This is a genomic window from Leucobacter viscericola (assembly GCF_011299575.1).
GTDB lineage: Bacteria > Actinomycetota > Actinomycetes > Actinomycetales > Microbacteriaceae > Leucobacter > Leucobacter viscericola.
The window spans coordinates 3522408-3535768 of the sequence record NZ_CP049863.1 but is presented as its reverse complement, the minus strand read 5'-3'; the positions used below and the strand labels follow the sequence as shown (position 1 = coordinate 3535768).

Sequence of the window (13361 nt, the reverse complement as noted above, 5' to 3'; positions counted from 1 at the left end):
TGCGGTCGATGGATCCTGATGTCACAACAGTCTACGCTGCCCCACCACGGCTAGGCTAGTTGCGTGCACGAAACGACACGACTCGCAGGCCTTATTCAGGAGCGGATCTCCGATACCCTCTCGAACCACCGGCGCAACCTTGAACCACTCGGCCGCGATACTGAGCCCCTTCTCGATGAGGCACTCGGATTCCTCTCGGGCGGCAAGCGATTCCGCGCTCAGTTTGCCACTCTCGGTTACCGGGCCGTAAAGCCTCTCGACCTAGCCGGAGAGGTCACCCCAGAATTTGGTGCGGTTCTTGACGCTGCCTGCGCGCTTGAGCTGTTCCACGCCGCTGCGCTGATCCACGACGATCTCATCGACCGTTCCGACACGAGGCGCGGCCGCCCGTCCACCCACCGCCTTTTCTCCGCCATGCACCAGCAGCACGGCTGGCGCGGAGCCTCTGAGCACTTTGGACTCGCGGGAGCCATCTTGCTTGGCGACCTGTTGCAGTCGTGGGCCGACGAACTCATGCAGGCGGCCTGTGATGCAGTGACCGATCGCGCCGCCGCCCGCGCAGCGCGTGCTCACTTCAATCGCATGCGCAGCGAGGTCGCCCTGGGGCAGTACCTTGACGTGCTGGAAGAGCAGCAGCCCGTGTTTGCCGAGCACGCTGAGCAGCTGGAGCGATCGACCAGGGTGCTCGTTTACAAGTCAGCGAAATACAGCGTGGAGGCCCCACTGCTGATCGGCTCGGCGCTGGCCGGGGCGAACGAGGCACAGGAGACCGCACTTAGCAGCTTTGGGCTTCCCGTTGGTGTTGCCTTCCAGCTGCGTGATGATCTGCTCGGGGTTTTTGGCGATGAAGAGGTCACCGGCAAACCGAGCGGCGACGACCTGGCAGAGGGCAAACGCACGGTTCTGGTGACACTCGCTCGAGAGAACCTGCCGACAACTCACCGGCGCATCTTTGATGATCTGCTGGGAACCGACCTGGACCCCAGCCAGATTGCCATTCTGCAGCGTTCGATTCGCGAGAGTGGTGCCGTCGATCAGGTCGAGGGCATGATCTCGCGAAACATCGCCCGCTCGACGGCAGCGGTAAACGGGGCACCACTTCGCCCCGACGCGGTCGCGTCGCTCACGCAGCTTGCGGAGCGGGCGGCGCGTCGGAGCGCGTAGCTTTAGCTAAAACGCGAGCGACTGCGTCGCGCGGCGCACCGCGCTCTTACGACCCGCCATCAATGAATCAATGGGGCGCTCACCGAGCTCCTCATTGATATCAAAGACCCAGGCAACGGCTTCCTCGTTGGAGTACCCAGCATCGAGCAGTGCCAGCAGCGTGCCGCGAAGCGGAGGCAACGGCTCGTTGCCCTGCACAAATTCTGCGGGAACTTTCAGCACCCCATCGACTCGAACCGCAGCGAGGTAGGAATCTTCAATTAACCGGTGGATCTTTCCGGGGGCGAGATCTAGCCGCTCAACCAGATCAGGGATAGTCAGATAAACAGTTTCGGGCGTTGATTTCTCGGACACACCTTAACTTTGCCAGTGACCTCGCGCGAGCGCAATCTTCGGCCATCCGGCGCGCGTACGGCTTCGCTCCTCAGATGTTCCGTAAACTCTCGGTGTGACCTCCGTGCCTTCCGACCCGCTCATCGGGCAGACGCTTGACGAGCGATACGTGATTCGCTCACGCATCGCTCGCGGCGGCATGGCCATGGTCTACCTCGCAAACGATCTCAGACTCGAACGCCGCGTTGCCGTCAAGGTGATGCACGAGCACCTCGCTGAAGACGACAACTTCACGAGACGCTTCGAGCAAGAAGCTCGCAGCGCAGCCCGCCTCTCCCACCCCAACCTGGTGAATGTGTTCGACCAGGGGCAAGATCTCGGGCGCACCTACCTGGTGATGGAGTACCTCCCGAGCATCACGCTGCGTGATCTCCTCAAGCAGCAAAAGCGGCTCACCATCGAGCAGACGCTCGAGGTCGGCGAGGCAGTGCTGGCAGGGCTCTCCGCGGCCCACCACGCCGGCATTGTGCACCGCGATCTGAAGCCCGAAAACGTGATGCTCGCCGACGACGGCCGCATTAAACTCGGTGATTTTGGCCTCGCCCGCGCAGTTTCCGCCAACACCACAACCGGCCAGGCGCTCCTCGGAACAATTGCCTATCTCTCCCCCGAGCTTGTGACTCGCGGGGTCGCCGATGCCCGCAGTGACCTCTACGCCTTCGGTGTGATGCTGTACGAGATGCTCACTGGCACTCAGCCATTCACGGGCGAGCAGCCTATGCAGATCGCGTACCAGCACGCCCACTCAGAGGTTCCGGTCCCGTCGCTCAAAAACCCAGAAACTCCTCCCGAGCTCGATGAGCTCGTGCGGTGGACGACCCAGCGCGAACCCGATAACCGCCCAAGGGACGCCGGCGAGGCTCTCGAGTACCTCACCGCGCTGCGTCACGGCGCCCCTGTGCAAGCCACTCGGGTGCTCGCACCGCTCGAAGCGACCACCGTGCTTACCCCCTCAACCACGGTCTTGGATGAAGCGCAACAGGATTTGTTGGCCGCGGGCATTGATCCGACCAGCTCCTCTCAGGATCGCGACAGCGAGTCGCCCTCGACGCTCACGGCAGCCGCAACCGCCGCGCAGCGTCGCAGGGCACGTGGGCGGATCGCAGCGCTTATTGTCGCTGTGCTCGTTGTGACAGCGGGCGGGATCGGCTGGTGGTTCGGGCAGGGTCCTGGTTCGCAGGCAAGCGTCCCAAGCCTTGTAGGAAATTCGGTGGATGAGGCCCGCGCTGCCCTCACGGAGCACTCGCTTGAGGCAAGCGTGACCGAGTGCTCAAGCCTCAAGATCCCGGTCGGCAAGGTGGCTTCCACGAAGCCCGAGGCCGGCACTCGACTTGATCGTGGTGCGACCGTGGAACTCTGCAAGTCGACCGGCCCCGCGCAGAAGCCGGTTCCCACGATGGTCGGGCTCACTGTTGACGAGGCGAAGGCAGCCGTCATTGGCGCGGGCTTCACCTTCGGCAAGATCACTGAAAAACGCTTCTCTGATGACGACGCCAACGTTGTGCTCGCGGCTCTTGGTAGCGACGGTGAACCACTTGGCGATACCTACGCAGAACAGGGCGCGGTCGATTTTGTCGTTTCGGCGGGCAGTGTGCCCGACGTTGCCGGCATGAAGGTCAAGCAGGCGACCGACGCGCTCACCAAGAGTGAGCTCACCGTTGATCCTGCCCTCGGCAGCGAAGCGCACAGCGACGACGTGCCAGAGGGTGCCGTCATCTCTCTCGTGTTGAACACGGACCCCGTGCGGCCAGGCGACTCGGTCGGTCTGCAGGTTTCGCTCGGCCCCGAACTCTTCGAGATTCCTGACGTGTCTGGCATGGGTCTGCAGGAGGCCATGGACGCCCTCACCAACGCGGGGTTCTCACCCACGACCCTCGTTCCTGACGCCCTCCGCGTTTTGGCCACGGCCACCGAAACGAAACCCGCCGCCGGCGAAAAGGTTCCCGCTGGCACGGAGATCAGCGTAAAGAGCACCCTCAAGCTGTAGCTGCGTTCAACCACCACTCCGAAAAGCCATCGTTTCGTCGAGAAGCCATCATTTCGGATAGGTTCTCGTCGAGACGTGTAGCTCGACTAGTGCTTGAGCTTCTTCAGCTCTTCCGCCACCTGGAACGCAAGCTCCAGGGACTGGCGGTGGTTGAGGCGAGGATCGCAGAGCGATTCGTAGCGGGTCGCCAGGGTTGCCTCATCAATGTTCTCTGAACCGCCAAGGCACTCGGTCACGTCGTCACCGGTGAGTTCCACGTGGATGCCACCGGGGAACGTACCAACCTCGCGGTGGGCCTCAAAGAAGCCGCGCAGTTCGTCCATCACGTCGTCGAAGCGGCGGGTCTTGTAACCGGTTTCGGTGGTGATGCCGTTGCCGTGCATGGGGTCGGTGATCCAGAGCGGCTGCGCGCCAGAATCGCGCACGCCCTCGAGCAGGCCCGGCAGCACGTCGCGGATCTTGCCAGCACCCATGCGGGTGATGAAGGTCAGGCGACCGGGCTCGCGCTCGGGGTCGAGCTTTTCGATCAGGCGGAGAGCATCGTCGACCGAGGCCGTCGGCCCGAGCTTCACGCCGATCGGGTTGCGGAGTCGCGACAGCAGCTCAACGTGCGCGCCGTCGAGGTCGCGCGTGCGCTCCCCGATCCAGAGCATATGGCCGGAGGTGCCGTAAGGCAGCCCCGTGCGCGAGTCGATGCGCACCAGCGGGCGTTCGTAGTCGAGCAGAAGCGCCTCGTGGCTCACGTAGAACTCGGTCTGCGTGAGCGCGGTGTGATCCACACCGCAGGCTTCCATGAATTTGAGGGCGCGATCGATCTCAGCGGCGAGCGACTCGTAGCGCTGGTTCGCTGGGGTGCGCACGAAGCCCTTGTTCCACTCGTGCACCTGGCGCAGATCGGCGAAGCCACCCTGCGTGAACGCACGGATGAGGTTCAGCGTTGACGCCGAGACGTGGTAGCCACGGGTGAGACGGTTCGGGTCCACTGCGCGTGACTCAGGGGTGAAGTCGTAGCCGTTCACGAGGTCACCGCGGTACGCGGGCAGCGTCACGCCGTCGCGAGTTTCGGTGTCACTCGAGCGCGGCTTGGCGAACTGGCCTGCCATGCGCCCAACTTTAATAACCGGCATCGAAGCGCCGTAGGTCAGCACAACCGCCATCTGCAGCAGGGTTTTGACCCGATCCCGAATCTTGTCGGCTGTCGCGGCCTCGAAGGTCTCGGCGCAGTCCCCACCCTGCAGCAGGAATGCCTCGCCGCGAGCGGCGGCGGCAAGCCTGGCGCGAAGCTGATCCGCTTCACCGGCAAACACGAGGGGCGGCTGCGACGAAAGCTCTTCGGATACCTTCTGCACCGCGGCTAGGTCTGGCCACTGTGGCTGCTGCTTCGCCTCGAGTGCACGATAGGCGTCGAGCCCCTCGTTCACAAGACGGGCATCAATTCCGTGTGTCTGAGTCACACTCACCACCGTGGTCCTTTACATCGTGTAGCCACGCCGTGCTCGACGCAACAGTCTTCTAGCCTAGCGAAGGGCGGTGAGAACCGCTGCCAGATTACGCCGAGGGCTTGCGCACACTCGACGCATACACGTCAACGTACTGCTGGCCGCTCAGCTTCTGAATCTCGAGCATGATCTCGTCGGTCACGCTGCGCAGCACAAAGCGGTCGGCGCTCATGCCCGCAAAACGAGTGAAGTCGAGGGGTTCACCAATCACGGTGCCAATGCGGCGAATCTTCGGGATCTTCGCCCCAATGGGCATCGCCTTTTCGGTATCGATCATGACGATCGGCACCACCTGCGCGCCAGACTCCAGCACAAGCCTGGCGACTCCGGTTCGTCCCCGGTACAGCCGCGCGTCGGGACTGCGGGTGCCCTCCGGGTAGATCGCGAGCACCTCGCCGCGATCCAGCACGCTGAGACCCGTGTTCAGAGACGCCTCAGACGCTTTGCCACCGGATCGGTCAATGGGTAACTGACCGACGGCGAGCATAAAGTTCTTGACGATCCACCCCTTGAGTCCCTTTCCCGTGAAGTAATCACTCTTCGCTAGAAAGTAGACACGCCGATCGATCATCAGCGGCATAAAAAAAGAGTCGATGACAGAGAGGTGGTTTCCCACAATAATCACCGGTCCCGTCGCCGGAAGATTCTCGGATCCCTCCACCCACGGGCGGTAGATCGTTTTCAACAGCGGCCCGAAGACTAGGTGCTTAAAAAACCAGTACAACACGGTGTGGTTTCCTCTCGACTCAGAACAGAATAGCGTGATCCCTGAGGATCCCAAGGCATACCTATATGCTGAAAGGAATAAGGGGTGCTGGAGAAATGGAGTTCCACACCCGCGTTCGATACACGAGGTATCAAAGGAGCTGCCATGAATGTGTCAGAAAAATCGATTCTCATTCCGATTGTCCCCGAAGACAACATCACCGATCTACTGGAGCAGCGAGTCGAGGCAACACCCGATCGCGTCATCTTTGCAGTGCCAGCGGGCGACTCCTGGAGCGATGTTACGGCTACCGAGTTTCGCGCACAGGTCATTGCACTCGCAAAAGGCTTCGCGGCGGAGGGTGTGCAGCCCGGTGACCGCATCGCGTTTATGTGCAAGACCAGTTACGAGTGGTCGCTCGTAGACTTCGCGCTTCTCTATGCCGGCGCCATCATGGTGCCCGTCTACGAAACCTCCTCCGCGCTGCAGTTGCACTGGATCCTTGAGGATTCGGGAGCCTGCGGCATTCTGACCCAGTCGGCTGAGCACGCCGAACGCCTCGCCGAGATTCGCGAGGACGCCCCGAAGGTCGAACTCGCCTGGCGCATGGATGAAGATGCGCTCAAGACCCTCGTCGCGGGTGGCACCGAGATCGCCGATGACGAGATCGAACGTCGCCGCAACATTGCCGTTGGCAGCGACACTGCCACGCTCATCTACACGTCAGGATCGACCGGCCGCCCCAAGGGCTGCGTACTGACCCACTCAAACTTCGTTGATCTCTCCCGCAACGCAGGCGCGGCCCTCTCCCAGGTGGTTCAGGAGGAGGGCGCGTCGACGCTGCTCTTTGTGACCCTCGCTCACGTATTCGCCCGTTTCATCTCGGTACTTTCGGTTCACGGGGGTGTGCGCGTTGGCCACCAGCCCGACACCTCGAAGCTGCTCCCCTCGCTCGGCTCGTTCAAGCCGTCCTTTTTGCTCGCCGTCCCGCGTGTGTTCGAGAAGGTCTACAACTCAGCCGAACAGAACACTGAGGCCGAGGGCAAGGGCAATATCTTCCGGGCAGCAGCCAAGGTTGCCGTGGCCCACTCCAAAGCGCTCGACGAGGGCAAGGTGCCGCTCATGCTCGGCATCAAGTTCAAGGTGTTCGACAAGCTGGTCTACTCGAAGCTGCGCGCTCGCCTCGGCGGACGTGTGAAGTTTGCGGTTTCGGGATCCGCACCCCTTAGCCATTACCTCGGCCATTTCTACCGCAGTCTCGGTGTCAAGATTCTTGAGGGCTACGGCCTCACCGAGACCACCGCTCCTGTCACGGTGAACCTGCCCGATCACTTCAAGATCGGCACCGTCGGCCCCCCGCTTCCGGGTCACACCGTACGCATCGCCGCCGACGGCGAGATCGAGGTGAAGGGCATCGACGTCTTCAAGGAGTACTGGAACAATCCAGAGGCCACAAAGGCTGTCTTTACCGAGGACGGGTTCTTCAAGACCGGCGACCTCGGCTCGCTCGACAGCGAGGGCTACCTCACGATCACGGGCCGCAAGAAAGAGATCATCGTCACGGCGGGCGGCAAGAACGTCTCCCCCGCGGCTCTCGAAGATCCGATTCGCTCGAACACCATCATCGGCCAGGTGGTGGTCGTCGGCGACCAGAAACCGTTTATCGCGGCACTCATTACACTCGACCCCGAGATGCTCCCGGCCTGGCTGAAGAACAACGGCGAAGATCCCGCGATGTCCATCACCGAGGCGGCCAAGAACCCGAAGGTACTCGCGGAGGTGCAGAGCGCCATCGACCTTGGAAACAAGTACGTGTCGCGCGCCGAGTCGATCCGCAAGTTCGTCATTTTGCCGACGGAGTTCGTTGAGGCCAACGGGCACCTCACCCCGAAAATGAGCATCAAGCGCGACAACATTCTTCGCGACTTCTCGCGCGATATTGCTGAGCTCTACGGCGACAACCCGCAAACGGAGATCGTCAAGACGCAGCGGGCCGGGGCCTAGACCCGAACCCACGCTAGCTTTCGTCGCCGAATCTCAATCGGTGACGAGAGCCAGCGTGCGGGCAACACAGTGCACCTCGCCGGTCTCAGCGGCCGTCACGGTGTGGTCAAGCATAAAAAGACGCCCCGATTCGCGCGCTTGCACCCCGGCAAGGCGCAGCGTGTCAATAAACGGTTCTCCTACGCGAACGGGCGCGACAAAGCGCACCCGTTCTGAGCCGTAGTTGATCACCGCACCGTGTTCGCTGAAGTCGATCACCTCGCGGGTGAGCGATGGCAGCAGGGAGAGGATCAGGTAGCCGTGAAGAACGGTGCCACCGTAGGGGCCCTCGCTCGCTCGCTGCGGATCGGTGTGAATCCACTGCGTGTCCCCGGTAGTCTGCGCAAAGCGGTCGACCTCGGACTGTGAGATCGCACGTGGCAGGCTCGCGCCCAGTTCGGTTCCCACGGACAATGCAGCCGCCTGATCCGCACGCATGCGCACCTTCATCGTGCACCACCGTCGACCCCGATCGTCTGGCCACTCACGTAGGAAGCCTCAGGTGAGGCGAGAAAGGCGATCACAGCTGCCACTTCTTCGGGCTGGCCAACCCGCCGTAGCGGGGTGCGCTCCGCCACCTCCGCCCGATACTCAGCCGGATCACGTCCCTGCCGCTCAGCCGTTGCATCGGTCATGGCGGTTCGAATGAACCCCGGGGCCACGGCGTTTGCCGTGATGTTGAACGGACCTAACTCGATTGCGAGGGTCGCCGTGAACCCCTTGACCCCCGCCTTCGCTGCCGCGTAGTTCGACTGGCCGCGGTTTCCCAGCGATGAACGGCTGCTGAGACTCACGATGCGGCCGTAGCGCGCGGGAACCAGGTGCTGCTGAGCCACCTGGGTGCACACAAACATGCCGGTGAGATTGGTATCAATAACGGCATTCCAGTCCGCGCGCCGCATGCGAAACAGCAGCTCGTCTCTTGTGATCCCCGCGTTGTTGACGAGAATTTCGAGGCCACCCGATGCGCTCACGAAGGTGTCGAAGGCCGCCGTTACTGACTGCTCCACGGTCACATCTGCGCCGAGACCGATCGCGGTTCCACCGTGCTCGATCACGGCCGCGTCGGCAGCGATGGCGCGCGCTGCGCTTTTGGCCTCGGACTCACGCACATCAAGCACACCGACGGTTGCCCCCTCACGAGCGAGTTTCAGGGCTGTCGCGTATCCGATGCCCGCCGCGCCGCCGGTGATGACGGCGCGCTGACCCGCAAAACGGTTTCCGCTACTCGAGTTCTCTGTGTTTGCCACATTGCCCCACTTTCTCAGAGCGACATCTGTGTCGCTCAGTCGTGGCGCCAGTCTCCCGCACGGCTATCCTGAAGTCCAATGAGAAATTCGCACCCGAGGGTGTCGCAAATCGCATCGATCGCTGGGGGTTTTGGGTGGAACAGCAACAGGTACTCGCGTTTCTTGCGCTCGCTGAAGAGCTGCACTTCGGTCGTGCGGCTCAACGCCTGTTTCTGACCCAACCGACCCTGAGCCGCACGATTCGGGGGCTCGAGCAAGAACTCGGGGTCGCCCTTTTTGAGCGCAGCAGCCGCAGTGTTCGGCTCACACCAGCGGGCAGCGCACTGGTGCAACCCGCCGAAGACCTGCGTGACAGCCACGACCGAGCTGTCGCCAGCGTCACCGAAGCGGCCGCGGGCCTCTCGGGAACGGTCACACTCGCGTTCACGGGAGCCGCCTCCTACCGCCTCGCCGCGCGCATAGCTGCGCTCGTGGCCGAACGGCACCCCGGGGTCACACTGCGCCTCTTCAGCACCAGCGTGGCCAACGAGGGTCTCAACCAGGTGCTCGATCACTCCGTTGATGCCGTGCTTGGCCGCTGGGGATCCGTGCCCGCTGGTATCTCTTCGCGCAGGCTTGCGCGCGAAGACTTTGTTGTTGCGGTGCCGTCATCGCACAGGCTCGCGGGCCGGGGATCAGTGGCCTTCGGGGAGATTGCGCAGGATCCCTTTATTCACCTACCTGAGCATCCCCGCTCGGTGCTTCGTGAGCGGCTCAGCGAACTCAGCGAGCGTTACGGTGTCACCCCGGACACGGTGCGCTCAGCGCCCGATAGTTGGACGGCACTCGCCCTGGTTGGCGAGGGCCTCGGCATCACGCTCACCATCTCTTCGGTTCGCGATAACACTGACCTGCCAGGAATCGAGTTTCTCGATCTCAGCGACGATGGTGATCCTGCCTGGCTCAGCCTCGCCTGGCTCACCCGCTACACCAACTCAGCGGTTGTGTCGGTGTTGCGCTGCGCTGAGGCGGCGGCGAGTGAGCTGCCGAACGGCATCAGCACAGACGAGGCCTGACCATCTGAGTGTTCTCGTGACGCATCACTGCATTTTGGCGCAGTGACGCATTCAAACTATGCATCATTTAAGCCGCTGACTTCTGCGAGGGTTGGGCCACAACCCAAAACCTCAAACGGATTGGATGCCGATTTCAATGACGCTCAGCACCGCCGATACCCTCACGGCAACGACGCCGGTATCGCCAATAATCCAGATGCCCGACACCGCGGGCACAAACTTCTACGACATCGATCACGACTTGCGGAGCATTCTGGCCCGCGCGCTTTCGGAGCAAGACTTTGCGCTCGTCGAGCCGCATCTTCGTGAGCTCGGCGCTCTTGTTGGTGGCGAGCTCAGTGAACTCGCACTGGAGGCCGACGCCAACCCGCCGCAGCTGCGCACCCACGACAAACGCGGGGTGAGGATCGACGAGGTCACCACACACCCCGCGTACCAGCGGATGGTCGACATCGCCGTCAAGCAGTTTGGTCTTGTGGCGTTGTCACACGCACAGGTACTCGACTTCCCCGCACCCGCCAAGCACGTCGTCAAGTACGCTCTGTGGTACGAGTTCGGGCAGGCCGAGTTTGGCCTCGCTTGCCCCCTCAGCATGACCGACGCGGCCGCTCGGGTGCTGCGCCGCTACGGCAGTCCGGAGCTCAACGCGAGATACGCCGACCAGCTGATCCGCACCGACGCCGGCTTCGAGTCGGCCTCCCAGTTCATGACTGAGAAGCAGGGCGGCTCAGACGTCGGCGCGAACACGGTAACGGCGTCTCGCGACGGGGACGCCTGGCGCCTCTACGGTGACAAGTGGTTCTGTTCGAACGTGTCGGCCGATGCGGCGCTGGTTCTCGCCCGCCCCGACGGCGCACCGGAGGGCACCTCCGGTCTCGCCATGTTTGTGATGCCACGGGTATTGCCCGGCGGCGAGCGCAACGGGTATCGCATTCTGCGTTTGAAAGACAAGCTCGGCACACGCGATATGGCCTCGGGTGAGATCGACCTCAATGGCGCGGTCGCCTACCAGGTGGGCGAGCTCGGCACCGGTTTCAAGCAGATGATGTCGATGGTGAACTCGTCGCGGCTTTCAAACGCAATGCGCTCTGCCGCGCTCATGCGGCGAAGTGTTGTCGAGGCGCAGGCTGCGGCGCGCGGTCGGTGGGCTTTCGGGTCCCCGCTGCTCGACAAACCGCTCATGCGCGACACCCTGTTTCGTATGGTTGTGGCCTCGGAGGCTGCCACGGCAATGCTGTTCCGCACGGCAGAAATCTACGACCGGTCCGACCGCGCGGTCGCAGAGGTTGCGACCCCTGTTGGCGTGAGCGTGCCGTCGGACCCTGACTCGCGTCTCCTTCGTCTACTCACCCCGATGTTGAAGGGAGTCATCTGCAAGCGAGCTCGCACGGTCGTTGCGGAGGGCATGGAGGCCCGTGGCGGGAATGGCTACATCGAGGAGTGGGGTGATGCCCGCATGGTGCGTGATGCTCACCTGGGATCGATCTGGGAGGGCACCACGAGTATCGTCGCGCTCGACGTGCAACGAGCCCTGCTGCGCAACAGCTCTGGCGAGCCACTGTTTGCGCACCTGCGCGAAGAACTTGCTGTCGCAGAGGCGACCGCAAGCGACTTGCAGTCCGGTGAACTGCTCGGGCTCACACGGCTGCTGAAGGATCGCACCAGCCGACTTGAGCGGCGGGTCGATGGCCTGTCAGATTTGCCGCAGGAACAGCGAGAGCTAGGGGCGATCGGGCTCATGAACACCCTGTACGACCTCACCGCCGCCACACTGCTTCTAGGCCAGGCCGCGACGCAACTGGTGGAGTCCGGCAACGCACGGAAGCTCGCCGTGCTGGTCGGGGCGCTTCGCCCCTCGCCGCTCGGGGATCCCACCGTGGATCCCGCCCCCTCCGATGTGCTGCTCTCGGGGTACGCAGAAGAGATCCTCTCGGGTGGCCATGTTCCCGTTGAGGCCGTCGAGGCCGCGGTAGACGCGCTGCTTGAGAATGCCTTCGACACGGGTGGCAAGCCATGACTACCGCTACTCGCCCCTTAGAAGGTGTGAGGGTGCTTGATCTCAGCCGGGTTGTCGCGGGCCCACTCTGTGCGAGCCTGCTTGGCGACCTCGGGGCCGAGGTCATCAAAGTGGAAGGGCCGACCAACCCCGACGAGACCCGGGGATGGTTTCCTCCGGACGTTGAGAGTGTTGGTGTCTACTTCGCAACGGTCAATCGCAACAAACGCGCAATAACGGTTGATCTGAAAACTGAGGAGGGGCGCGAGATCATTCGCACACTCGTCAAGCGCAGTGACGTTGTCGTGGAGAACTTCACCTTCGGCACCCTTGACCGACTGGGCCTCGGCTACAAAAGCCTTCGTAGTATCAACCCGGGAGTAGTGCTCTGCTCGATCACCGGGTTCGGGCAGACCGGCCCCAACCGCGAACAACCCGGTTACGACATGGTTGCCCAGGCGATCAGCGGCTTTGTCAGCATGAACGGTGCGCCTGCTGACGAGGCGACCAAGGCCCCCATCGCACTCGCGGATATGCTCACCGGCCTGCACGCGACGATCTCCATCATCGCGGCCCTGCGGGCTCGGGACCTCAGCGGCGAAGGTCAGCACCTCGACCTTTCGCTGCTTGACTCGATGGTCTTTTCGCTCCTCAATCTGGGCACCTCGTACCTCAATACGGGCGAGATCCCGCCCCGCTATGGCAACCAGCATCAGACGCTGGTGCCCTACCAGCGGTTCGAAACCGGTGACCAAGACATTGTTATCGCCGTTGGCAACGACGCGCAGTTTCAACGGTTGTGTTCCGAGCTTGGCCTTGAGGCGCTCGCCGCGGACGAACGGTTTCGCACCGCGAGCGCACGGATCCGGAACCGCGAGACCCTCATCCCCCTGATCGCCGCTGCGCTCTCGGATCGCTCTGCCACCGCGCTCCTTGCGCGCCTGCAAGAACTGCGCGTGCCGAGCGCACCGATCAACACGATCGCAGAGGTCTTCGACGATCCCCACGTCATCGCCAGGGGTATGGTGCGAAACGTCGAGCATCCAACGGCTGGAACCCTTCGGCTGCTTGCAGCACCGCTCGGGTTTAATGCCGATGTGACCGCGATCCGCCGCCCACCCCCGGCTTTCTCCGAACACACCGACGAGGTGCTGAGTGAGCTCGGCTATTCCTCCGAAGAGATCAGCGAGCTGCGAACGAACGCGGTGATCGCCGGCTAGCCCGCTTCCGCTTCGCAGAGCGAGCCTCCCCATCCACAGTCCAGTTTC

Annotated in this window: 11 protein-coding genes; 6 read left to right on the top strand and 5 right to left on the bottom strand. The window is 62.8% G+C overall.

Translation table 11 applies throughout. The features are described 5' to 3' along the window. Window positions 1-63 precede the first annotated feature (63 nt). On the top strand, window positions 64-1164 hold the full coding sequence (locus G7068_RS15370) for a polyprenyl synthetase family protein (RefSeq protein WP_166292764.1): 1101 nt from the start codon (window positions 64-66) through the stop codon (window positions 1162-1164). A gap of 6 nt (window positions 1165-1170) precedes the next feature. Here the strand turns inward: G7068_RS15370 and G7068_RS15365 are convergent, their stop codons facing one another. Continuing rightward, the gene (locus G7068_RS15365; RefSeq protein WP_166292763.1) at window positions 1171-1518 is read right to left on the bottom strand and encodes an Rv2175c family DNA-binding protein; all 348 of its coding nucleotides are present in this window, start codon (window positions 1516-1518) and stop codon (window positions 1171-1173) included. A gap of 94 nt (window positions 1519-1612) precedes the next feature. Here G7068_RS15365 and pknB point away from each other — a divergent pair, with 94 nt between their 5' ends. Then, complete coding sequence (gene pknB, locus G7068_RS15360) at window positions 1613-3544, top strand: Stk1 family PASTA domain-containing Ser/Thr kinase (protein WP_166292762.1); 1932 nt, start codon at window positions 1613-1615, stop codon at window positions 3542-3544. Window positions 3545-3630: 86 nt separating this feature from the next. Here pknB and G7068_RS15355 read toward each other — a convergent pair whose 3' ends face one another. Together G7068_RS15355 and G7068_RS15350 are read right to left on the bottom strand one after the other, a co-directional pair. After that, window positions 3631-4998 (bottom strand): class II 3-deoxy-7-phosphoheptulonate synthase, encoded by a 1368-nt coding sequence (locus G7068_RS15355; protein ID WP_425280483.1) that lies wholly within the window; start codon window positions 4996-4998, stop codon window positions 3631-3633. Window positions 4999-5092: 94 nt separating this feature from the next. Then, window positions 5093-5770, bottom strand: coding sequence for a lysophospholipid acyltransferase family protein (locus tag G7068_RS15350; protein ID WP_166292761.1), 678 nt, complete (start codon window positions 5768-5770; stop codon window positions 5093-5095). A 144-nt stretch (window positions 5771-5914) separates the two neighbouring features. Between G7068_RS15350 and G7068_RS15345 the strand changes: the two genes are divergently transcribed. Further along, a complete protein-coding gene (locus tag G7068_RS15345) occupies window positions 5915-7753 on the top strand; it encodes an AMP-dependent synthetase/ligase (RefSeq protein WP_166292760.1) in 1839 nt (612 codons plus the stop codon). Window positions 7754-7786: 33 nt separating this feature from the next. Here G7068_RS15345 and G7068_RS15340 read toward each other — a convergent pair whose 3' ends face one another. Further along, window positions 7787-8242 carry a MaoC/PaaZ C-terminal domain-containing protein gene (locus G7068_RS15340; protein WP_205881317.1) on the bottom strand — a complete coding sequence of 152 codons (456 nt, stop codon included), beginning with the start codon at window positions 8240-8242 and terminating at the stop codon, window positions 7787-7789. Beyond that, complete coding sequence (gene fabG / locus G7068_RS15335) at window positions 8239-9042, bottom strand: 3-oxoacyl-ACP reductase FabG (RefSeq protein WP_166292759.1); 804 nt, start codon at window positions 9040-9042, stop codon at window positions 8239-8241. The genes G7068_RS15340 and fabG overlap by 4 nt, the downstream gene beginning before the upstream one ends. Before the next feature lie 134 nt (window positions 9043-9176). On the opposite strand from fabG, the gene G7068_RS15330 reads away from it, so the two are divergent. The 3 genes from G7068_RS15330 (at window position 9177) to G7068_RS15320 (ending at window position 13313) form a co-directional block, all read left to right on the top strand. Then, window positions 9177-10097, top strand: coding sequence for a LysR family transcriptional regulator (locus G7068_RS15330; protein ID WP_166292758.1), 921 nt, complete (start codon window positions 9177-9179; stop codon window positions 10095-10097). Between the two features lie 124 nt (window positions 10098-10221). Then, a complete protein-coding gene (locus tag G7068_RS15325) occupies window positions 10222-12114 on the top strand; it encodes an acyl-CoA dehydrogenase family protein (RefSeq protein ID WP_166292757.1) in 1893 nt (630 codons plus the stop codon). Then, the gene (locus tag G7068_RS15320) at window positions 12111-13313 is read left to right on the top strand and encodes a CaiB/BaiF CoA transferase family protein (protein WP_166292756.1); all 1203 of its coding nucleotides are present in this window, start codon (window positions 12111-12113) and stop codon (window positions 13311-13313) included. The genes G7068_RS15325 and G7068_RS15320 overlap by 4 nt, the downstream gene beginning before the upstream one ends. Window positions 13314-13361 lie beyond the last annotated feature (48 nt).

Bases quoted from the DNA above. Each gene is read 5' to 3' on its own strand.
- G7068_RS15345 (WP_166292760.1), top strand. From the start codon at position 5,915: ATGAATGTGTCAGAAAAATCGATTCTCATTCCGATTGTCCCCGAAGAC.
- G7068_RS15340 (WP_205881317.1), bottom strand. From the start codon at position 8,242: ATGAAGGTGCGCATGCGTGCGGATCAGGCGGCTGCATTGTCCGTGGGA.
- G7068_RS15325 (WP_166292757.1), top strand. From the start codon at position 10,222: ATGCCGATTTCAATGACGCTCAGCACCGCCGATACCCTCACGGCAACG.
- G7068_RS15320 (WP_166292756.1), top strand. From the start codon at position 12,111: ATGACTACCGCTACTCGCCCCTTAGAAGGTGTGAGGGTGCTTGATCTC.